The organism is Pseudolactococcus insecticola, from assembly GCF_011170065.1.
GTDB lineage: Bacteria > Bacillota > Bacilli > Lactobacillales > Streptococcaceae > Pseudolactococcus > Pseudolactococcus insecticola.
Genome location: NZ_BLLH01000003.1, coordinates 145,554 through 168,407, shown reverse-complemented (window position 1 = coordinate 168,407; position 22,854 = coordinate 145,554). Strand labels below are relative to the sequence as shown.

16 protein-coding genes are annotated in these 22,854 nt (G+C 41.1%); 6 read left to right on the top strand and 10 right to left on the bottom strand.

Annotated elements, in window-relative coordinates; all coding sequences use genetic code 11:
• Positions 1 to 3: 3 nt before the first annotated feature.
• From ftsH to Hs20B_RS04605, 8 genes are all read right to left on the bottom strand, one after another.
• Positions 4 to 2,022, bottom strand: a complete 2,019-nt coding sequence (gene ftsH / locus Hs20B_RS04640; RefSeq protein WP_172356092.1) for an ATP-dependent zinc metalloprotease FtsH — start codon at positions 2,020 to 2,022, stop codon at positions 4 to 6.
• A 92-nt stretch (positions 2,023 to 2,114) separates the two neighbouring features.
• Positions 2,115 to 2,657 carry a hypoxanthine phosphoribosyltransferase gene (gene hpt / locus Hs20B_RS04635; protein WP_172356091.1) on the bottom strand — a complete coding sequence of 181 codons (543 nt, stop codon included), beginning with the start codon at positions 2,655 to 2,657 and terminating at the stop codon, positions 2,115 to 2,117.
• A gap of 8 nt (positions 2,658 to 2,665) precedes the next feature.
• Complete coding sequence (tilS, locus tag Hs20B_RS04630; RefSeq protein WP_172356089.1) at positions 2,666 to 3,904, bottom strand: tRNA lysidine(34) synthetase TilS; 1,239 nt, start codon at positions 3,902 to 3,904, stop codon at positions 2,666 to 2,668.
• On the bottom strand, positions 3,901 to 5,241 hold the full coding sequence (locus Hs20B_RS04625; protein WP_172356087.1) for a serine hydrolase: 1,341 nt from the start codon (positions 5,239 to 5,241) through the stop codon (positions 3,901 to 3,903). Before Hs20B_RS04625 ends, tilS begins: the two co-directional genes overlap by 4 nt.
• Positions 5,219 to 6,667, bottom strand: coding sequence for a 4-hydroxyphenylacetate 3-hydroxylase N-terminal domain-containing protein (locus Hs20B_RS04620; RefSeq protein ID WP_172356085.1), 1,449 nt, complete (start codon positions 6,665 to 6,667; stop codon positions 5,219 to 5,221). The genes Hs20B_RS04625 and Hs20B_RS04620 overlap by 23 nt, the downstream gene beginning before the upstream one ends.
• Positions 6,664 to 6,960 (bottom strand): S1 RNA-binding domain-containing protein, encoded by a 297-nt coding sequence (locus tag Hs20B_RS04615; protein WP_172356084.1) that lies wholly within the window; start codon positions 6,958 to 6,960, stop codon positions 6,664 to 6,666. The genes Hs20B_RS04620 and Hs20B_RS04615 overlap by 4 nt, the downstream gene beginning before the upstream one ends.
• The gene (locus Hs20B_RS04610; RefSeq protein WP_172356082.1) at positions 6,957 to 7,346 is read right to left on the bottom strand and encodes an FtsB family cell division protein; all 390 of its coding nucleotides are present in this window, start codon (positions 7,344 to 7,346) and stop codon (positions 6,957 to 6,959) included. Before Hs20B_RS04610 ends, Hs20B_RS04615 begins: the two co-directional genes overlap by 4 nt.
• Before the next feature lie 4 nt (positions 7,347 to 7,350).
• Positions 7,351 to 7,617 (bottom strand): RNA-binding S4 domain-containing protein, encoded by a 267-nt coding sequence (locus Hs20B_RS04605; protein WP_172356080.1) that lies wholly within the window; start codon positions 7,615 to 7,617, stop codon positions 7,351 to 7,353.
• A 140-nt stretch (positions 7,618 to 7,757) separates the two neighbouring features.
• Here Hs20B_RS04605 and Hs20B_RS04600 point away from each other — a divergent pair, with 140 nt between their 5' ends.
• The 6 genes from Hs20B_RS04600 to Hs20B_RS04575 all read left to right on the top strand — a co-directional run bounded on the left by Hs20B_RS04600 (position 7,758) and on the right by Hs20B_RS04575 (position 15,783).
• A complete protein-coding gene (locus Hs20B_RS04600; RefSeq protein ID WP_172356078.1) occupies positions 7,758 to 8,672 on the top strand; it encodes a WxL protein host-binding domain-containing protein in 915 nt (304 codons plus the stop codon).
• 108 nt (positions 8,673 to 8,780) lie between these two features.
• Positions 8,781 to 8,975, top strand: a complete 195-nt coding sequence (locus tag Hs20B_RS04595) for a DUF951 domain-containing protein (RefSeq protein ID WP_172356076.1) — start codon at positions 8,781 to 8,783, stop codon at positions 8,973 to 8,975.
• A 61-nt stretch (positions 8,976 to 9,036) separates the two neighbouring features.
• The gene (ychF, locus tag Hs20B_RS04590) at positions 9,037 to 10,152 is read left to right on the top strand and encodes a redox-regulated ATPase YchF (RefSeq protein WP_172356074.1); all 1,116 of its coding nucleotides are present in this window, start codon (positions 9,037 to 9,039) and stop codon (positions 10,150 to 10,152) included.
• 108 nt (positions 10,153 to 10,260) lie between these two features.
• Positions 10,261 to 10,830, top strand: coding sequence for an aminoacyl-tRNA hydrolase (gene pth, locus Hs20B_RS04585; RefSeq protein WP_172356072.1), 570 nt, complete (start codon positions 10,261 to 10,263; stop codon positions 10,828 to 10,830).
• Between the two features lie 5 nt (positions 10,831 to 10,835).
• Positions 10,836 to 14,336: a transcription-repair coupling factor gene (mfd, locus tag Hs20B_RS04580; protein ID WP_172356070.1), complete on the top strand. Its 3,501-nt coding sequence runs from the start codon at positions 10,836 to 10,838 to the stop codon at positions 14,334 to 14,336.
• Positions 14,317 to 15,783 (top strand): oligosaccharide flippase family protein, encoded by a 1,467-nt coding sequence (locus Hs20B_RS04575; protein WP_172356068.1) that lies wholly within the window; start codon positions 14,317 to 14,319, stop codon positions 15,781 to 15,783. The genes mfd and Hs20B_RS04575 overlap by 20 nt, the downstream gene beginning before the upstream one ends.
• A 23-nt stretch (positions 15,784 to 15,806) precedes the next feature.
• On the opposite strand, the gene addA is transcribed toward Hs20B_RS04575, so the two are convergent.
• Positions 15,807 to 19,493, bottom strand: a complete 3,687-nt coding sequence (gene addA, locus Hs20B_RS04570) for a helicase-exonuclease AddAB subunit AddA (protein WP_172356066.1) — start codon at positions 19,491 to 19,493, stop codon at positions 15,807 to 15,809.
• Positions 19,494 to 19,497: 4 nt separating this feature from the next.
• Positions 19,498 to 22,830 carry an ATP-dependent nuclease subunit B gene (rexB, locus tag Hs20B_RS04565; protein WP_172356064.1) on the bottom strand — a complete coding sequence of 1,111 codons (3,333 nt, stop codon included), beginning with the start codon at positions 22,828 to 22,830 and terminating at the stop codon, positions 19,498 to 19,500.
• Between the last annotated feature and the right edge of the window lie 24 nt (positions 22,831 to 22,854).

Sequence of the window (22,854 nt, the reverse complement as noted above, 5' to 3'; positions counted from 1 at the left end):
GTTTTAATCGTCTTCGTTTGTATTTTCTGGTTGGCTTGCATTGACAGCGTCCAAAACTTCTTCAAAACCTGCTGGTTCTGTTGTTTCTGTTTCTTTTTCTGTGTCTACTGGCATTTTACCAGTTTCAAACAATGACTTGATTTGCCGTGCGTCCAAAGTCTCATGCTCCAGCAAAGCAAGGGCAATTGCCTTGTGCTGTTCACGATGTTCTTCAATGATACGACGGGCTGTCTCATGTGCATCGTTAATGATGGTGCGCACTTCTTCGTCAATAGCTTGAGCAGTGTACTCGCTGTAGCCTTTCGTTTGACCATAATCGCGTCCGATAAAGACAGCTTGCGAATTACCTTCAAGTGTGACAGTGCCAAGTTTTTCTGACATACCGTACTGTGTCACCATGCCACGGGCAAGCTGAGTTGCTTGCTCAAAGTCGTTTGAAGCGCCTGTGGTGATAGCGTTGAAGATAATCTCTTCAGCTGTACGACCACCCATAAGGCCTGCCAAGCGTTCCTGCATATCTTCTTTGGAAAGTAGGAACTGATCTTCTTTTGGCAGCGAAATCATATAACCGCCAGCACGCCCCCGAGGAACAATCGTAACTTTGTGGACAAAGCTTGCATTTGACAGGACAAGTCCGACAATCGTATGACCTGCTTCGTGATAAGCCACCATCTCACGCTCGTGCTCAGAGATGCGCTTATCTTTCTTGGCTGGACCAGCAATCACGCGGTCTTCAGCCTCATCAATATCAGAGGCATCAATCACTTTTTTATTACGACGTGCCGCAACGAGTGCTGCTTCATTGAGAACATTTTCCAAGTCAGCACCGACAAAACCTGGTGTTTGCTGAGCAACCACTTTGAGATCGACATCATCTGCAAGTGGTTTATTTTTGGCGTGAACTCTGAGAACCGCCTCACGACCCTTGACGTCAGGCGCGCCAACCAAAACTTTCCGATCGAAACGACCTGGGCGCAAAAGTGCAGGATCGAGCACGTCAGAGCGGTTAGTCGCTGCAATCACGATGACGGCCTCTTTGCTTTCGTTAAAGCCATCCATCTCAACTAGGAGTTGATTCAATGTTTGCTCGCGCTCATCATTTCCGCCGCCCATACCTGCACCACGTTGACGTCCGACAGCATCGATTTCATCGATAAAGACGATGGCAGGAGCTTCTTTTTTAGCTTTCTCAAAGAGATCGCGGACACGAGAAGCACCAACACCGACAAACATCTCAACAAAATCAGAACCTGAAATAGAAAAGAACGGTACGCCTGCTTCACCAGCAACTGCCTTAGCAAGTAATGTTTTACCTGTCCCTGGAGGGCCTTCTAACAGCACACCTGCTGGAATGCGGGCACCTAAATCATGGTATTTTTTCGGATTTTTCAAGAAATCAACGACTTCGACAAGTTCTTGTTTTTCTTCGTCAGAACCAGCGACGTCAGCAAAACGCACTTTGGTTGTTTTTTTGTCTTGTTCTTTGGCGCGAGATTTTCCGAAACTCATCGGATTGCCGCCGCCATTTGTACCGCCGCCACGCATGCCGCCCATCATCATGTAAAGGAAACCAATCATGAGAAGAAGTGGCAACCAGCTACCGAGTAAGGATAGCCAGATGCCGTTTGAAGCCTCTTGTTTGACCGAAACCTTGACATTTTCCTTGTCCGCAATTTTTTGCAGGTCGGTGATTGTCGTGTCAGTTGGCAAAACAAGCGTTGTAAACTTTTTAACCTTGCTTGGTTTGTTTGCAATCAGCGAGAAGTTTGTTTTAGCTTTAACAGTCTTAGCTTTTTTGTAGTCACCACTGACTGAAATCAGTGATGATGACGGTTGATATGAGAGTTCCTTGATGTCGCCAGCTTTGAGCTTTTTGACCAATGTTGTGTAGTTAATCTTATCAACAGTTTCGCTATTTGTACCTCTAAAGAAGTACTGGAAGCCAACAACTGCGACGATGACGAGTATCACATACAAGAAAGAATTCTTTATGAAGCCGTTATTTTTTTTGTTATTGTTCATAGATTCCTTATCTAATTTTGTTTTATTCAGATATTATGACAAATTTTAGGCGAATTGTCCATGATAAAGGTCAGTTTTAGTCAATATCGGTCTTAAGACTGATAAATTTCTTCCTTGAGCACGCCAATGTAGGGCAGATTACGATAATTTTCATCGTAGTCCAGACCAAATCCGACTAAAAACTCATTAGGCAAGCTAAAACCAACGTAATCAGCATCGATAGAAACAACACGTCCTTCAGGCTTATCAACAAGTGTTACGATTTTGACTGAATTCGCCTTGCGATGGAGCAGCAGCTCTTTCAGATACAAAAGTGTACGACCTGTGTCAATAATATCTTCAACAATGACAATGTCGCGACCTTCAACAGATGTATCGAGATCCTTGATCATCTTGACTTCGCCAGACGATGACGTGCCACCGTGGTAACTTGAGACGACCATAAAATCCATCTCGATATGCGTGTCGATTCGCTTGGTCAACTCTGCAAAAAACGGTACTGATCCTTTCAGAATTGCGACCATGAGTGGATTTTTACCTTGATATTCCGTCGTCAAAATTTCTCCGAGCTCACGCGATTTTGTGATAATCTCGTCTTCTGTTACTAAAATTTTCTTGATTGCATCTTTTAACATTTGTTAGTTTATCTCTTTTCTCTATAATAAAGCGTTCGTCCCATTTTATCATGTTTTAAAGATTTACTCAAATCTGTATCGATGACATCAAGCACCCCATAAATCTGATTCTCTACAACAATCAGCGGATTCCCACGTTTTTTGAGTGAAATTTTTTGATCAATAAAATAACGACGTAGTTTTTTATCAATACCATTAACAGTAATGCGGTCCCCAGCTTCACGCTTTCTGATGACGATTTGACCATGTTCAGGTAAGGTAATTTCTGCAAAATCTCCAGTCGCAAATGGCGTCAGAGACGTTTCAAACTCTGTTGCTTTTGAACGCTCTTCTATATAAAAATAATAACGGTCTTTGACGAAATTATAATCACTTGAAATGGCGTGGAAGTACTGACCATCACGTTTGATGATGTGTAGTAACTCATCAAATTGTGCTTTTGAAACTTCAAGTTCAGGGAATTTTGCGATATATTCTTGTAAAATAAAATATTGCAAATCGTCAATTTCTCTTGAAAATTCGATCAGATCAATCTTACTTGCTGCAGCAAAAGCACGACCACTGTAGGTCACAATGGCCATGGCACGTTTGATTTCGTCTGTTAGGCTGGTCAGATTTTCCTCAAACCGTGGATTTTCCTTTTCAAACGCGGGTAAGTAAGTATTTCTGACGCGATTTCTCAGAAAATCATTGCCAGCATTTGACGCATCCTCAAAATAATCTGAGGCATTAAACTCAGATTTTTCAAACGACAGGAGCGGCCTAATCAGCTCAAGCTTCTGACGAGAATCACCAAAATCCTGAACCTCTTCCATACCCGTCAGATAGCGCAAACGCGAGCCACGAATCTGACGAATCAAGAAATTTTCCGTCAGATCGTTCTTGTGATGCGCAGTGACAAGGGCGGTGATACTATTTTCCTCCATGATCGTTTCAAAAAAATCATAGCGAAAATGCCGTGCCTTTTCTTCAGAAAAAGTTCCTGTAAAACTGGCTGTATAAAAAGGGATTTTGAGCTCTAGCATTTTTGCGCGTAAAGCTTTCTCTTCATTATCAGAAGCGTCGCGTTGTTTATGATTGACATGCGCAACCGAAAGTCTGATGTCAAGCGTTTCTTTGGCACGATAAAGCCAGTTAAAGAGAGTCATGGAGTCAAGACCACCAGATAAGGCAATCAAAACCGTCTCGTGCTTTTCAAAATAGCCTTTTTCCTGAGCGATTTTCAAAAATTTTTCATAGGGTTTCATTTCATTACCTCGTAAATGTCTTTGGAGATGTTCGCAAGTACGTCGTTATTTGAGTTGTCGTTGGTCTCAATCACTAGAATATAAGGTTCTGATGTAAAGACGATTGCAGCATCGTGGTTAAATTCGTCTGCTGTTCCAATCTTATGTGCGACCTTGAGTGTTTTAGGCAGTTGTGCTGGGATGCGCTCATTGTCATAGTCTGTGCCAATGAGCGCGTTAAAACCTGCACCGCCAGCCTGATACAAGGATTCCAGCACGCGTCCGACCATTTCTGATGAGGCAAGTCGGGTGTCTGGATCCCAAGCCTGACCTGCAATTTCAGCGATAGCTGCCTGATACGTGTCAGAAAACTTCCCTGTTTCATAATAGGCGAGCATATTGCTACCGACATTGTCAGAGTCCTTTGCCGTGCGGTTGATCAGGTCTAATAGACTGTACTTTTGATTATTGGCTGTTTTAGGCAAGAATCCTGTCCCAGCCGGCTTAAAAGCGCCAGCCCAGGAATTTACTAGATCATTGTAGGTGAGCTGATCAGATAAACTTGCGTTGCCTTTATTGATCTGCTCTTGTGTCCAGTACAGAATTGGTAATTTACTGAGACTGGCTGAATACATTTTTTCTGTTTGATTGACACCTGCTGTAAATGTGCTGTCAAGTTGCTTGACATAGATTGAGTAGGCAGATTTATTGTATTTTTGATTGAGTAGCGCTTGAACTTTATCTAGCTTCGGATTTTTCTCAGTCAAGCTATCCTTGCTTATCCAGCCAGTTTTCCCACCATCAAAACTAACTTGATAGTATGTCCCCCAGTTTGTTTTCGCTATCTTATCAGCTACTAATTTTTGTCCACTTGTCAACTTACTGTAAACTTGATTGTCGTAAGTTGTAAATGGTGTGTAAAGTACGTCTGATGGCTTTGTGATATATATGATTTGGTTAATATCTTGTGTAGATAGTATCACATCAGAAGCAACTTGTACTTTGTCATTTTTAATAAATGTGCCATCAGTCAGCTCAAAAGCCTTACCAGAAGCACTAATCGTCTTGATAGACAAATGCGTCCGTGCAGGTATTTGTTTTGAAACTTTCGTCAGATGGGCATCTGCATAACTTTTGACAGTAGTCAAGGTGACAGCGCGTTTTGGAATGGCTTGCCATGTTTGACTTTTCGGCGGTATTTCACTCGGGGGTTTTTGACTTGCATCAGCCTTTGCGCGTGTTTGTGAACTCACAACTTCTGTTTTTGGTGGCCATGTAAAAAAAGCTGGCGCAACCATTGTCACTAGAACCAGCCATTGCAAAATATTTATTTTGTTAATTTTGATCGTTTCTTGCATTTTCTAAAACCTTATCAATCATAGCATTTGCCTGTGTCAAATCTGTTTTCGCTAGATGTTGCATGCGGATAAACATCGGATTACCACCGTGTAGAAACTCGTAGACACGTTGACGTTGTCCAAAACTTTCACTCGTAATATCCCAAGCAAGATTAAGCAGAAGGGTCCGTTCCTCAGCGGTAATCTGCTCACTTGTCAAGGCATCTTTTAGCATCGTTGAAATCTCGACATTGCTAAATTGACGAAAATCAGGAACACCAACTGCTGATCCTGCTGAAAATTCAGCAATCACGCGCAATGCTTCATCATAGTAACCAGTCAAAGTCGCACGCACAGCGAGCAATGTCTGCATATTTGGTGTAAAAACACCATTTTCCATCTTGCCTGTGACTTCGCTTGCGATGATACTTGAGCGAATCATCTCGAGATTGACAGACAGCTGGCCAAGCATCTCTTCTACCCGCTGAAATCCTGATAGACCGAGCTTCTCAGCTAATCTAACCGCGATTCCCGTCACAAACTCTAGCTTGACAAACCCGCGAACTTCATCTTGGTGCGCCGTGTGGTTAAACAGGCCACTCTTTTCAAAAAAGGCATTTGATTTGTCGACATCGCCACAGACAAGAAGTGCATCATTTGGCACAAAAACATCGTCAAATACGATAAAAGCATCCATCTCGTCAAAGGCGTTTGACAGTGGATAGTCAGCAAGTGAGTGGTCCAAGTGCATAGTCGTTTTGCGGCAAATGATCTTGACGCCTGGCGTTGCGATAGGTAGCGCAAAAGCAAGCGCAAAGTTTTTATCCTCTGACGATAGGCCCGGTAAGTTAAAAATCAGGAGTTCATCAGCAAGTGGTGCAAGCGTATTGACTTGCTTAGCTCCTCTGACGATCACGCCATCCTCACGACGCTCTTTTATCCAGACGCCAGCAAACTCATTGCCTGCATTTAGCAGCTCTGTCAACGTTTTCTGACGGTCAATCTGCGGATTTTGAATGGCGTGACTGACAAAAACATCATCAAACTTGACATGCTTCGCCCAATTTTTCGCATTTTGTGCATAATCAAGTGCCGGATTGACTTGGTCAACGCCTAAAACATCTGCATAATTCGCCAAAATCGCAACGCCAGTATTGATAAAATCCGGTGTCCGACCAAGCATACCGTAAGACTCACGCGCAACTTCTTCGTAGATACGACGTTTTTTCTCCAGATCTTTGGTCGTTTTCGGCGCTAAAAACATGATAGAGCTTTCGATGCCATTGTTAAAAAACGTATGGTTTTTATTTTCTTTTTGTAGCTCATAATAGCGTTGGATGACCTTTAACGTCCGTGAAAAAACTGGCTCACTTGCCATATCTGCCACGCGTTCGCCATTTAGATACACCTCACGGCCGTCGTTTAGTTGTCCATTTGCAGTCGTCATAGATCTCTTATCCTCTGATTTTTTTCATGTAAGCTTTGCAATGTATCAGCTGTCTTCGTTAGTATAGTTGCGTATTTTTCACGAAAATCAAGTTCGGTCAGCGCCAGATCAACTTTTCCGTCTGGATGTCGTTTGATAATGTCAACCTCGACTCGCTCATCTTTGAAAAATTTTTCACTCTTAGCGTGCTTAGGCAGTGATGACCAGCGCAGTAAACCTGTTTTTTCATCTTCATTTACTTTAAATGTCACGAAAACGCCGAAACGTGTGATGTTTTGAACTTTACCAATCATTTGCTTGTTTTAACAACGCCACCGTCAGACAAGTCTGGAATCGAGAAGACTTTTTCGCCGTCTTTAGAGTAGTAGTACTTGGCGCGCGCATACTTTTCGATAAAAATAGGATTTTTCAGCTTGACAATGTCAGCTTTTTTGGTCGCAATTTTTTTATCTAAACTAGCAGACTTAGCTTCGTATTTTGTTTTAAGTGCCTCACGACTTTGCAAGGTTTCATAGGATTTGACCAGATTGATTGCAGGCAACGCCATAACCAAAATCACAGCAACCAAAATCAGCCCCAAATGCTTACGTTTTGGTGCCTTTTTGTAGGAAGTTTGGATATCATTTAAGCGTTGATTGGTAAACTCGTTATTTAGGCGGACAATTTTCTTTTCTGCCATGCGATTATTCTCCTTGATTGACTCGAGTTTCCGAGATAATTTCGTACATTTTTTCGGCATCTTCTTTTTTTGTCGAGTCTTTTGTTTCAAGCACACGAATTTCCAAGATTTTATTACCAAATGTAATCGTCAGAACGTCATTAAACTTAACATCTGACGAACTTTTAGCCAGAATGCCGTTGAGTTTAATACGGCCCTTATCAGCAACTTCTTTAGCCACTGTACGCCGCTTAATCACCCGCGAAACTTTCAAATATTTATCTAATCTCATATCCTAGATTATATCATATTTTCAAGCGTCTTGCATAGCCACACGCAACTGTTTCTGACGACATTACCTATAACATTTTTACCTGGTGACAGGCTATGTTATAATTAAACCCATAACAAGTCGAAAAATTAGGGGTAAATATGAAAAAAATAATCAGTATTCTCATTTTAATCGCAAGTTTTGCAGTCGCTCACGTCTATGCAAATGAGATGGATTTTACTGTAAAACCGATTCTTGATAGTGGTCAAACCTTGTCAGAATCAACGATTTCAAGCAAGTACGAAACAGGAAAAGTACTGACATTTGAACTAAAAAACGAGTCTGATGAGCCCATCAACATTCTCATCAAAACAAGCTATCCTGGGCTTGATACGCATGGCAACCAAACTTTTTCTAGTAGTGAAAGCTTCTTGAAGGCGCCTAAAACAGTGGCTCTTGCCGCCAAGCAAAGTAAAAAAATCACCATCACTTTTGATGCTGATACGTTCAAAAGCGATTTTGACGGTGAGATTTCAAACGCCATTTTATTTATTCAAGACGACATCGGCTATTATTTTGAGTATATGATCAATGTCCGTAAAAATGATAATAAGGCTACCGAAAAACTGCAGCTGGTCAAATCAGAGCCCACAAACATTGACGGAAAGCGTGCAGTACGAATCACCCTGAAAAATGCTAGCAACGCCTGGCTCAAAGATGTCAAAATTACCAGTAAGACGCTTGGCATGGACGGCGGTAAAACAGAAAATCATGACTTTAGCAAGATCGCGCCTAATAGTAAAATTGAAATCCTGCTACCTTTGGGTAAAAGTTTTCAGGTCGGCCGTTATTTGACAGATATTACAGCTAAAACAGCAGATAAGAGCTGGCATTTTAAGGCTAACTTTGTGCTCACACAGACACAAGTGGACAAGCTAAACGGCCTTAAAAAACTTCCTGATACTGGCCGAAACGCGTGGTTTCTACGCGCAATTTCAGGACTTGTTACCTTGCTTGCCCTTGGTATTGGCGTACAGCTCTGGCTCATCAATCGTAAATCATCTTGTAATAAATAGCGCATCAGATAGACAACGGAAATCATGACAAACAATCGCCTACGGTTGTTTTTTTAGACACTTTTTGTTAAAATGTAGTGAAAAAGAATTATTGAGACGGAGGGTTTTATGTACGTTTTAGGTGATTTTGTTGAAATGAAAAAACCGCACGCCTGTGTCGTCAAATCAACAGGTAAAAAAGCGAATCGTTGGGAAATTCTGCGCCTCGGTGCAGATATCAAAATTCGCTGCACCAATTGCGATCACGTGGTCATGATGTCTCGACATGATTTTAATCAAAAAATGAAAACAATACTCAATTAACAAAAAATTGAAAAAAGAAAGGAGATTGAGCTCAGAATTTTTCTCAGCTCATATCTAACTTATGGCTTTAACAGCAGGAATCGTGGGCTTGCCCAACGTCGGAAAATCTACATTATTTAACGCAATCACACAAGCTGGCGCGGAGGCTGCAAATTATCCCTTTGCGACCATCGACCCAAACGTAGGTACGGTCGAAGTGCCAGACGCGCGTCTCACAAAAATCACCGAACTCATCAAACCTAAAAAGACGATCCCGACAACCTTTGAGTTTACAGATATTGCGGGGATTGTTAAAGGTGCCTCAAAAGGTGAAGGCCTCGGCAATAAGTTCCTCGCAAATATCCGCGAAGTTGATGCCATTGTCCATGTGGTTCGTGCTTTTGATGATGAAAATGTCATGCGCGAACAAGGACGTGAGGATGCCTTTGTTGATCCGCTCGCTGACATCGATACGATCAATCTTGAGCTGATTTTAGCCGATCTTGAGTCTGTCAATAAACGTTACGCCCGTGTTGAAAAAATCGCACGCACACAAAAAGATAAAGACGCGGTACTTGAGTTCAAAGTCCTCGAAAAGATCAAACCTGTGCTTGAAGCAGGAAAATCAGCCCGGACAGTCGACTTTGAAGATGATGAGTTAAAGGTAGTCAAATCTTTGTTCTTGTTGACAACGAAACCCGTTTTGTACGTGGCAAATGTTTCAGAAGATGAGGTTGGCGATCCTGAGTCTATCGACTACGTCAAACAAATCCGTGACTTTGCAGCCACTGAGAACGCTGACACCGTGGTCATCTCAGCACGTGTGGAAGAAGAAATCGCTGAACTCGAAACAGACGAAAAAGCTGAGTTTCTAGAAGCCATCGGCTTAAGCGAATCTGGCGTTGACAAGTTGACACAAGTCGCTTATCACTTGCTTGGGCTTGGTACTTACTTTACAGCGGGCGAAAAGGAAGTTCGCGCATGGACGTTCAAGCGTGGCATCAAAGCACCAGGCGCCGCCGGCATCATTCACTCAGACTTTGAAAAAGGCTTCATCCGTGCGGTGACTATGTCCTATGATGATCTCATCAAATATGGCTCTGAAAAAGCGGTCAAAGAAGCTGGACGTCTACGAGAAGAAGGTAAAGAATATGTCGTTCAAGATGGCGATATCATGGAATTTAGATTTAACGTTTAATTAGATTGAAAAAGTGCTGAAATGTTGATTTCAGTCTTTTTTGACGTTTACAAGGTTGTAAATCATTGTGTAAACATTCTGTAAACCAAGTGTAAAGGAAGTGTCAATATGACTAAAATGATTGTTGGGTTAGGAAATCCAGGTGATAAATACGAACATACCAAGCACAATGTCGGATTTGACGTGCTTGATGTACTAGCAAATGATCTAAATATCAATTTCAAACGTGATAAGACATTTATCGCAGATGTAGCATCAACCATGGTAGCAGGTCAAAAAGTGATCTTAGTTAAACCTGTGACTTTTATGAATGACTCAGGTAAGTCGGTCAAACCACTTTTAGCTTACAATGGGCTAGACGCTTCTGATTTGACTGTGATTTATGATGATCTGGACATGGCTGTGGGAAAACTGCGTCTACGTCAGAAAGGATCAGCTGGTGGACACAACGGGATGAAATCTATTTTTTCACACCTTGGCACGCAGGAATTTAACCGTATCAAGGTGGGGATTGGCCGGCCAAAACATGGCATGTCTGTTGTCAACCATGTCCTTGGTCGATTTGATAAAGAAGATAAAGAATTAGCTGAAGTCGGTATTGCACGAGCTTGTGATGCTGTACGCTACTATCTTGAGACAGATGATTTTAACAAAACTGGAAATGAATTTAACGGATAAAACATATGAAACTAACAGATTTACTTGATGGTAACCGTGCGCTTGCAAGTTGGCAGCGTGATTTTAACAATCTATCCCGAACACTTTTTACAGGCGTTCAGGGCACTTTTAAAGCCATGCTAATGGCTGCAGCCTATGTCAATCAGCCGGATAAATATATTATCGTCACGGATAGCCAGTACCATGCAAGTGAGCTTTACAGCGATTTGGCTGAGTTTGTATCAGAGGAAAAAGTGTTTCAATACTTTTCTGATGACAATATTTTTGCTGAGTATGCGATTGCAAGTAAAGAACGCCTGGCTTATCGACTGGATGCGCTAAGTTTTTTACAAGATAAAAATGCGGATGGTTTTCTGATCATCCCTATTTTTGCTTTACGCCAATTACTGCCAAATCCTAAAAATTTTCAAGCCTTTAATCTGACCTTTACGGTGGGACAAGACTTCGACGTTGACAGTCTTGTCAACCAGCTGTCAACTATTGGTTTTGAGAAAACGCAACGCGTCATGAGTCCTGGTGAATTTTCAAAACGTGGGGATATTTTAGATATATACCCTCTTGATGCTGAAAATCCTGTCAGAATTGAGTTTTTTGGTGATGAGATTGATGGCATCAGGTATTTTTCTGCAGAAAGTCAGCTTTCGCTTGAACAGCTTGAAACGATTTCGATTAAACCGTCATCAGACTTTATTTTGACGCCTGATGACTTTGAACGTGGTGCTTTATTTTTGTCAAATCAGACAGGTTTAACTGACAAGGCATCGTCTTATTTTGCTGAAATCATTGCAGCAGCTAAGCATCATAACTACCATCCTGATCTGAGAAAATTCAGCGAGTTTTTCTATGAAAAGCAGTGGACATTGTTTGATTATTTACCTAAAAATGTGCCAATTTTCATCGATGATTTTCAAAAAATCACTGAAATGACACATCGAATCACACAGGAAACTGGCGAATTTATCTTGTCAGAAAAGTTGCTCGACCGCTCAATTGATAACATGAGCTACATTGCTGACAATAGCCACAAACTAAGAAATTATAAACCTGCGACATTTTTCTCAAATTTTCAAAAAGGACTTGGAAATCTCAAGTTTGATCAATTGCAGAATTTTAATCAGCATAGTATGCAGGGATTTTTTGGTCAGCTGCCTTTACTTCAAGCAGAACTTGAAAGATTTGCGAAGTCAGACTACACGGTCATTCTCGCAGTCTCAAAAGAAAAGCAAGATAAGCTGTCAACTGCTTTACAGGAGCTTGACATGACGTTTACACTGTCAACTCTTACTGAGATTCAAGTAAATGCAGTCAACATTGTCAACCTCAATCTAACGAATGGCTTTAATCTTCTTAACGAGAAGATCGCTATTATCACAGAAAACGAAATCTTTGGCAAGACAAAAAAACGCCGAACGAAGCGGCTAAATATCACAAATGCCGAACGCTTAAAAGACTACAATGAGCTTGAAATAGGTGACTATGTCGTCCATCAGACGCACGGTATCGGGAAATATCTGGGTCTTGAAACGATAGAAATATCTGGGATTCATCGTGATTATCTAACCATTCAATATCAAAATAACGACACCATTTCGATTCCTGTTGATCAGGTTGAGCTGCTAACCAAGTATTCAGCAGGTGAAGGAAAACCGCCGAAAGTTAATAAGTTAAACGATGGCAGATGGCGTCGGACTGTCGCAAGTGTCAGCAAGCAAATTGAGGACATTTCTGAGGATCTCATCAAACTCTATGCCGCGCGTGAGAGTCAAAAAGGCTACGCGTTCTCATATGATGATGACAATCAACTTGAGTTTGATCAGGCATTTGCCTACACAGAGACTGACGATCAACTGCGCTCTATTGTTGAGATCAAAAAAGACATGGAACGGCCGCGGCCGATGGATCGCTTGCTGGTCGGTGACGTTGGCTTTGGAAAGACCGAAGTTGCCATGCGCGCAGCTTTTAAGGCTATCAATGACCATAAACAAGTCGCTATATTAGTGCCAACGACTGTCCTTGCTGAGCAGCATTACAATAATTTTCTGGAGCGTTTTAACGATTTTGGTGTAAATGTCGCTGTCATGTCACGTTTTCAGACGAAAAAAGAACAGTCTGACATTATCGATAAACTCAAAAAAGATCGGATTGACCTGATCATTGGTACCCACCGTTTGCTGTCAAAAGACATTGAATTTTTCGACCTTGGCCTGATGATCATCGATGAAGAACAGCGATTTGGTGTTAAGCATAAGGAACGGCTCAAAGCGCTGAAAACACAGGTGGACGTTTTGACGCTGACTGCGACGCCAATCCCTCGGACCTTACACATGTCCATGATGGGGATTCGTGATTTGTCTGTTATTGAAACACCGCCGACCAACCGTTATCCTGTGCAAACTTATGTCATGGAGACAAACTATGGTGTTTTACGTGACGCTGTGCTACGTGAGATTTCTCGTGGCGGTCAGGTTTTCTACGTTTACAACCGTGTTGACACCATTGAGCAGAAAGTTTCGCAGATTTCTGAGATGATTCCAGAAGCTAGGGTGAGCTATATCCACGGTCAGATGAGCGAGGTGCAGCTGGAGAATACGCTGCTTGATTTTATCAACGGTGACTACGACGTGCTTGTATCAACGACGATTATTGAGACAGGGGTTGATATTCCAAACGCCAATACCCTATTTGTCGAAAATGCTGATCGTATGGGGTTATCTCAGCTCTATCAGCTGCGTGGTCGTGTTGGCAGGTCAAACCGTGTGGCTTACGCCTACTTTATGTACCAACCTGAGAAATCCCTGTCTGACGTTTCCGAAAAACGCCTTGATGCGATTAAAGGCTTTACAGAATTAGGCTCTGGCTTCAAGATTGCCATGCGCGACTTGTCTATTCGTGGCGCGGGAAATCTGCTTGGCGCCGAACAATCAGGTTTTATAGACTCGATTGGCTTTGATCTTTACACACAGCTACTGGAAGAAGCGGTTAATAAACGCCTTGGCAAATCCAAGAAAAGTCATAAAAGTAACACTGAAATCAATCTGGGAATTGATGCATTCCTGCCGTCAGATTACATTTCTGATCAACGCCAAAAAATCGAAATCTACAAACGAATCCGTGAAATTGAAAGCCGTGTTTATTACCAAGATTTACAAGATGAGTTGATTGACCGATTTGGTGAATATCCTGATACGGTTGCTTATTTGCTGGAAATCGGTCTACTCAAATACTTTGCTGATAATGCTTTAGTTGACAGTGTTGACAAGATACCTGTCAACGTTGTTTACACGATGAGTAAAGCAGCTGTAAACATATTCATGCCTCAGGACTATTTTGATGCACTGTCAAAAACTAGCCTGAAAGCAAAAATAGGTGAAGAACGTGGCACAATGACTATCCGTTTTGACGTCAGACGCGTATCAGAAGCAACTATTTTGTCAGAAATCATGTCATTTACTGAACGCCTAAGTCAAATAAGAGATGAGAAGACACATGAAAAAAACGCTGATTAGTGGCGCAGGGGTACTGACATTAGTCGGATTTTTATCAAAAATTCTGGCTGCACTTTATCGTTTCCCATATCAAAATATGGTGGGTGACAAAGGCTTCTACGCCTTCCAACAAGTTTATCCGTTTTATTCAATCATCACAACTTTGTCGTTGGTCGCTTTGCCAAACTTTCTCTCAAGTTTACGGCATACATCGCAAGAAGCTGACGAGATGATAAAAAAAAGGGAGACACAACAATTTTTCCAGACTTCTTTCTTATTTTCACTCGCAAGTGTGATCCTCCTGTCAATCTTGTGTCAACCTTTGGCACAGTTGATGGGGCAGCCAAAGTTAGCACTGCCACTATTGATGGCAATTTCACCGATTATCCTTGTGCCTTTTCTATCGCTCTATCGTGGGCTTGCTCAGTCAAAAAACGACATGACTAAAAGCGCGATTTCACAGATGGTTGAACAGGTGGTACGCGTTGTTTTGATTATTCTAGCAGCATTTATGTTTACACGGTTGACAGATGATGTTTACACCATTTCTTTTTTAGCCATGCTTGGTTCATTTATCGGTGGGCTTGCTGCCCTTATCTATCTGATCAGATCAACAAATTTCAAGTTCAAAGGTTTGTTTACAGACTTGACAGACTGGCAGATGAAAAAAGAGATTATCCGTAAATTTGGACTCGCTTCACTGATTTTTACTTTTTTCATGATTTACATGCTGATTTTTCAAATGGTTGACGTCTTTTTCGTCAAAAATGCACTCGTTCACTCTGGCATTTCATCTAGCCATGCTGAAATTTTGAAAGGCATTTATGATCGCGGACAGCCATTTTTACAGCTGGGGCTTGTCATTACGACAGCTATTTTGACAGATGCCTTACCAAAAATGACTCAAGGAGGTCACATTTCAAAACAGATTGTCGATGCTGTTACTTACTTGTCTATCGCCCTGACTGTCGGGTTAGTTTTAGTGCTGCCTGAGATGAATGACGTGTTGTTCAAAAGTCATACGCAAGCGCTGAGTTTACAGCTTTTTATCATGCAAATTCCGATTATTTCCATGATTCAACTCGCACATCATGAGTTATTTCTGCGCGGTCATCATAAAATATCTGGCGCTATTTTATTAGTTGGCCTCCTTTTCAAATTACTGCTTGTCTATCCGCTGACAGTTACATTTGGCCTTGCTGGTGCGTCCATTTCAAGTCTGATTAGCTTGCTCATCGTCTTAGTTGCTTATCAAAGTTACAGGCGTCGTTTACCAAAACAAGTCCTAAACTTGCGATTTTGGTTAGCAATTTTAGTCATGTCCGCAGTTGTTTTACTTGGAAAAAAGCTATTTGATGTTTCTGAGCATCGCGTCCTGCAACTCATTGAACTCTTACTTTTGACAGCAGCCGGTGCTGCAACATTTTTCAGCATTTTCAGGATGAAAAACATCCGAGAGTTACTATAAAATAAAAAGAGCCAAGGCTCTTTTTATAATCTCTCGATATAAACCTTGTCTGGTCCGCCCAGCAAAATCAAGTATTTATCGACAGTGTCCGTCGAAAAAGCCTTGCTCAGACTCTCAGCATAAAGCGCCATCTGCGTCTCGTAGCGCACTTTTATCTCAGAAATGGCAGTGAGATCTGTAAAGTGGTCTGTCTTATAGTCAAAAAGGATGAGTTTGTCATCTCTTTTGAGGTAGCCATCGATAATCCCGCGGATAACGTACTGTTCACCTGATACCTCATCTGTTTTCAGCATCGAAAAAGGTGCCTCACGTGTCATATCAGCAGCATTTTCAACCATCATCTGACCAAATTCAGTGTCAAATAAACTCAAAATCTGCTTCAAATCAATCTTCGTCTTGACCTCATCTCTGACGGAGAGTTTCTGACGTGTCGCTTCAAGTGTTTCACGTGAAACATCAGAAAAATTCAAGATTTGCATGAACTCATGGACTGCGGAGCCGAGCTCAGTCGGTGACACTTTTTTATCCGTCTTAATGAACTCAAACTGTGAATATTTTTGGTGCGTTTGAACGCTAACCTCTGACTCTGGCAGCAACTGCTCATAGCGCTTTTTGATCTGACTAGGTGTCTGGATTGTCGGCAAGTTAATGCCAGCAGCATACTTTTGGTTTAAAACATCTGTTGAATCAAGTATTTTCTTAGCAGTTTTGACGTCATCAATCGTCTCCATGATGTCATCAAATTTTTGTGACTCTATCAGCAGTTCTTCAAAACTTTTAGCTTTTTTAAAATCTGACGGGATCATATCTTGCAGAGAATCTTGCGAGACGACTTTGAGTGTCATCCCTAGCTCTGACTTGATTGTAAGCGCGTGATAAATCCCTAAAATCCAGTTCTGATAGCCTTGATGAGACTGCCTGAAATGGTTATCTAAGATGCCATTTTTATCAAAAGTAGCTGTTTGATAATCCAGCAAGAGATTGTCTTCGTCAAGTTTTTTGGCATCAATTTTACCGATAATGTAAATCTTTTTGACAGCACGTGTTAGAGCGACGTAGAGCATTCGCATCTCCTCAGCTAGCGCTTGGTATTCCTTTTCAAGTGCGTTTGCCATGTGCGGCAGCGTTGTCATTTTGACAAGTGCGTAAGGAAATTCAGTCTCTATTTCTGATTTAAAATCTGCTGTAAACTGGATGCCTGCACCATTTTCCCGAGATAAAATAAGAGGTGATGACAAGTCTTTGGTGTTGAATTTTTTGTTGACATTTAAGATAAAGACGTAGGGAAATTCCAGTCCTTTAGACTTGTGAATCGTCATGACCCGCACGGCGTTTGATGGTAGGGCAACATTGACAGAAACTAGATCATTTTGAGTTGACATGAAGCTGTCAATCATCTGAATAAACTGGTAAAGACCTTTGTAGCCTGATGATTCATAGCTTGCAGCACGTTCAGCAAGCGCTGCAAGATTAGCTTGACGCTGCTGACCATTTTTCATACCACCAATATAGTCATAATAGTGCGTCTCACGGTAAATCTGCCAGATCAAACTGTGTAAACTATCTTGACGCGCTAGTTGACACCATTCTATCAAAATATTGTCTAAATGTACTAACTTAGCGCTTAGAGTGCTGTCAACCAAGTCAGAGTTAAGACCTGTTTTTTGAAGTGTTTGTTGATATTTTTCATAAAAAGTCAGGTCATTTGATGCCTGCAAACTGATAATTGCTAGCTCATTTTCCGTAAAGTAAAACAAAGGCGACTTGAGCAGGGCCACAAACGACTTATCAAAAAGCGGATTGTCAATGGCGCGCAAAACGTCTAACATGACAAGGACTTCCAGCGATTGCAAGTAGTTCATCTTGCCTTCGTCAAGCACGACAGGGATGTCAAAAGACTGCAAAACGCGCTCAATCTCAGCGTTATTAGTCTTACTTCTGACGAGAATCACCATGTCTTCATAGCTTGCGCCCTGATCTGCGAGCTCCCTGATTGCTTTTGCAGTCATCATAAGCTCACCTGATGAAAGATTTTCGTCAGAATCTGACGACCTTTCTTTCTCATCTTTGTAAATCAAAAGCTCCGCCGTCAGATCAATTTTTTCATCCGTTTCAGCGAGCGATTTGTTACCGACAACAAGTGCTTCTTCAGCACCATAAGTCATCTCACCGATTGATTTATCCATGAGATGCTTGAAAATCTGATTGGTAAAATCAATCACCTCTGGACGCGAACGGAAGTTTTCCTTGAGTCTGATGAGTTTACCATCAGCATTTTCTGTTTGATAACCTTCATATTTTGCCATAAAAATTGACGGGTCTGCAAGCCTAAACCCATAGATTGACTGCTTAACATCCCCCACCATAAACCGATTTTTTCCGTTTGATAACAGCGTTAGCATTGCCTCTTGCAAGTGGTTGGTATCCTGATACTCATCCACCATGACCTCAAAATACTGGCTTTGATAAACCTTTCTCAAAACCTCATTTTCTTGCAAAATCTCGATGGTCAGATGTGTCACATCTGCATACTCCAAGCTCGCATTTTTGAGCTTATACGCATGATAGGCCGCGTAAAATGCCTGCGCAATGATCTGTAAATCTGCTGTCAACTCGTGTGCTGCCGCATGATATTTTTCGATGATATCCTGATGACGAACGGCGTCTATAAACTGATCAAGCGTGTTTTTATTTTCAGTGACTAGGCTTTTAAGCGCAGCTTTTTGAGCTTCTAATGCCTCATCTCGATTTTCCTTATTATTCGCATTTGGGACAAACTGAAACTTCATGTCCTTGTAAAGCATCGCAAACTTTTGATAGTCTTTACTTGTAAGACAGTCTATCAGAAACTCAAAATTTCCCAGAAAATTTTCAGCGTTTTCTATCTTTGCCTTACCAGTGATCAAGCCTGACGCCAGATTATCCATAACAGCCTGATAAATTGTGTGTAAACTTTCCTGTAAACCTGCTGTAAACCTATCAGGTAAGTCAGAAAAAGTTGCAAACGTCGCAAATCCTGTTAGAAAGCCATTTCCCAGCCAATCTACGGGATTTTCAAGACTGTCTGCAAATGTATTGATTTTATCTAAAACGGTATAAAATCCGTCAATTTTTCGGTCTGACGAGAAATTTTTCATGACAGCAATGAAGCGAGATTTACTTAATAGCAATGAATTTTCTGAGTCATCTTCAGTCAGTCCATCAGAAGACAAATGACGTTCGACGAGTGCATCAAAAATGCTTCGTTTTATCAAATCCTGCTCAGTTTTATCAACTAAAAGCCTAAATGTTGGATCCAATTTCTTAAGATAGAAATTTTCCTTCAAAAATTTCAGTGTAAACTTATCCATTGTTCCAATGTCAGCAGTTGACAGATCTTGTAAAGCGGTTGTCAACAGACGCTTCTGTTCAAAGTCACTTGTCTCAATACGCCTTTCACGAATTTTCTTGTCCAATCTTGTTTTTAACTCGGCAGCTGCCTTGTTTGTAAAGGTCGAAATAAAGAGATTTTTGAGCCTGACGCCGCTTAAAATCAGGTAAATAATCCGTTCTGTCATGACAAATGTCTTACCCGATCCAGCAGATGCTGAAACGAGGATATTAGTATCTGTTCTGTAAATTGCTTCAATCTGTTCAGGTGTTTTCGGTAGTGCTTTACCAGCTTCAGCTTGCTGCAATGTTGCAATTTCAAGTTCTGTTTTATCTTGCATCTTGCTACTCATCCCCTTTCTTTATTTCTACTAGCTCAGCTTGTAACGCCTCTTTGATCTCATCCTTTGTTTTCAGCTGAATCTGACGGCCATATCCCATATGCACATCTGACTCAAAACCGCAGATAGACTTAAACTTACAAAATTGACATCCTCTGACGTCGTGCTTGACAACAGTTGGGTTGATATTGATAGTACCCGCAAGTAATTTTTCACCTGCATTTTTATACAAAGTCTCATTATGCGCAATCATGCCTGAAATTTCTGACCCCGTATAGAAATTCTGGTTACTTGCATACGGTTCTCCATCTTTTTTGAACTGCCCCAGATCAAATAAATCATCAAAATTATCTTTTAGATGGCTCGCCAGCGTATCAGTGAAAAATCCGGTATATTTCATCTCATTTTTCAAAGCAGTTGGTAGTTCATCTAGTGTTTTCAAGTCTTTGAGTGCGTGCGTCGGGTTCTGGAGATGCAGATATAGTGCCCCCCAAATGTTCTCGCTATTTTCAAATTTGCGCGTATTTTGACGTAAAATATCCAGATAGGTCAAAAACTGCAAACTCGTCCCATCGTAAGCTGCCTGCAAGTCGAACCGCTTATCACCAGATTTATAGTCAACAGCGCCAAGCGTCCCGAAAATCTGGTCGACACGGTCAATCATACCACGGATGTTCAGCGTTTTTTTATCCTGTAAAACAACTTGATAGGTGTCAAGGGTCGAGCCTTCAAAGCCAAACCCCTGCTCAAAAGCAAGTGAATTGACACCTGCATTGCCAACTGTTTTTTCAAGCATAGTCGCCGTTTGCCTAATGATTTCTTGTAATTTTTTCCAAGTATAGGCACTTGTCGCATCTCGTGTGAAAAAGGCTTGATACTTACTGTCAACCTCTTGTAAACTTCGTGTCAACACATATTGAAAATCAGCTTTGCTCGTCAACGTATCCCGCATGACTTTTTCAAAAACTTCATGAAAATAAGAACCAGAAATTCTAGCATCCAAATCAATTTTTTCAAACTCATGGACATGTAAAGTGTTGTTTAGAAAATATTGATATTCACAGTTATAGAAATTCTCAAAACTTGACACCGACGCATTTAGATGACTTGGATAAAGTGCTGAAATAACCTGTTCATCAAGCTGTCGCACTTGTAAGTGATCGGCATTAGCTGCGCTAAATACCCCTCGATAATCTTCTTGTTTAGACATGATCCTAAATAAACTCAGCCAAAATGACCGATTGGTTTCAGGTTGGTCTGGCAAGGTCAGCTGCCGCTCAATTGCACCTAGATTTGATAACAATCCTGCATAGTTACCAATCTGTGACACACTGTCAACCAAATTGACACCATACTTGACAGTCGGCTTGACACCGTAGTCAACTAGAAACTGCAGATATTGTGACAGCTCACTTTGTTCATTCTCATAAATCTGTGGTGTAGATAAAACTAGCTTTTCCGTGGCTGCGTTAAAAAGTTGCAGCGCTGTAAAGCTATTTTTCTTGTGATTGATAAAAGCAGGTTCGTCTATAAACTTAACTTGGTCAGACTCTGCTAACTTCTCATTGATAGAAGCACGTTCTTCGTCTGATAAAAGGCTGAGATTTTGCGTCTGTTTGGGAAAATTTGACTGCGTCAAACCAATTGCAAAAACATATCTGGCTGAACGCGGCTCGACCAATTCGTAAGATTTAACCTGCACAACGTCAACATTTGAAGGCACAAGGCGATAAGCAGCATTTTTAATCCCAGCACTTATGATTTCTAAAAAGTCTGTACTAGAAAGTGTTTCCAGTCCAAAAACAGCTGTGAATTCTTCCAGTACATTCATCAGATGTTTCCAAACTTCCAGATGTTCTGACGACTTTTCAAAGTTATTTGTCGCCTCATCTCGAAAATAAAGCTGTTCGATTTGTGATTTGACTTGGCCATTTTCCAAAAAAGTTTGGATTTTTTCTAACCACTTTTGACCTTTTTGCGCTTTGCTTGTCAAAAGTACTTGTAAAGGTGAACCTTTTCCCACAAGTAAACTGCGTACTTTTTCAGCATTTTTGCCTTCAAAAGTCTGCTCAAATTGACGGCGACCACGAATATTGTGCTGTAAACTATAATACTCAAAGCTGTAAATATCCTGTAAACTTATCTCATCAGAGGTATATAACTGCGTTTTAAGCAAGTTTAGCACATCACTCAACTGAAAATGATTGGTCTTAATTTTGAGTAAAGATTCAATCAAAACAATCAGCGGATGATCCTTCATCGCCTTTTCTTTGGCATAGAAAAATGGAATCTGATAAGTCTTGAAAATCTCCGGCAGTAAAATGGCATCACCAGCAACATCTCCTAGTAAAACCAAAATCTCCTGATATTTGATACCTTGTTCGAGTAACTGACGGATTTGCTTTGCCACATGCTCAATTTCTTCTTTATGGTTGACAACTTGCCAGATTTCAAGACCCTCATGTGTACTTAGTTTATCATCATCAGAAATCGTAAAATCAGACTCCTTTTCCATCAATCGTGATAGGTTTGTAAATGTTGTGTCAACTTGATTGACAGTCTTGTCAATCAAATCAACTAGATAATTTTCTTGTAAGTTTCTAATCAACTCGACTGATTGTTGATAGACATTTCCCTCTAAAAAAGTAGCAGATAACGCTTTATTAGACGTATATACACCGATGACAATCTCTGATACGCGCGTTGACAAGACATCAATCAAGGTCATCTCCTCAGCTGAAAAACGGGAATAACCATCAATCACCAAAACATAATCCTGTAAATCACTTGTAAACCTATCGTCAACAACCTTGTCAATGAATTGTTGCAGTTTATTATCATTTGAAAATGCACCAAGTTCTGCTTCAAAGGCATCAAAAATGGTTTTTATTTCTTTATTCTTAGGTGTATTTTGCGCCAAAAGCAAGTCTTCAGAAGTCAAATTTGACTGCGTTAATTCTGTATAAAGTGCCACTAATTGGTCGATAAAGCCTTGTTTATCTCGCATAAACCTGTAAGTTGGAATAGCCGCATCAGACAAATGTTTCAAGGTCTGACGCATGAGCATGGCGATGCCGACGTTTGATAGACTAGGTCGCACACTTTCTACTCCCTTATCAAAATACCAGGGAAGCTGTTTGAGACGTGTCACTGTCAAGTCAAACAGAGCAGTGTCCTTGCCCGCATTGAAACGCGTCAATATCTCTTTTTCCTTTTCAAAAGATAGAGATGATGGTACGATGTAGAAAATTTTGCGACCATGAGACAGGTGTTCACGCGCCTCATCAACCAAAAAAGACGTCAAATCGCCATAAATATCAGTGTGGATAATTTTCATAAAAAAATAGACCTCTCGGTCTAT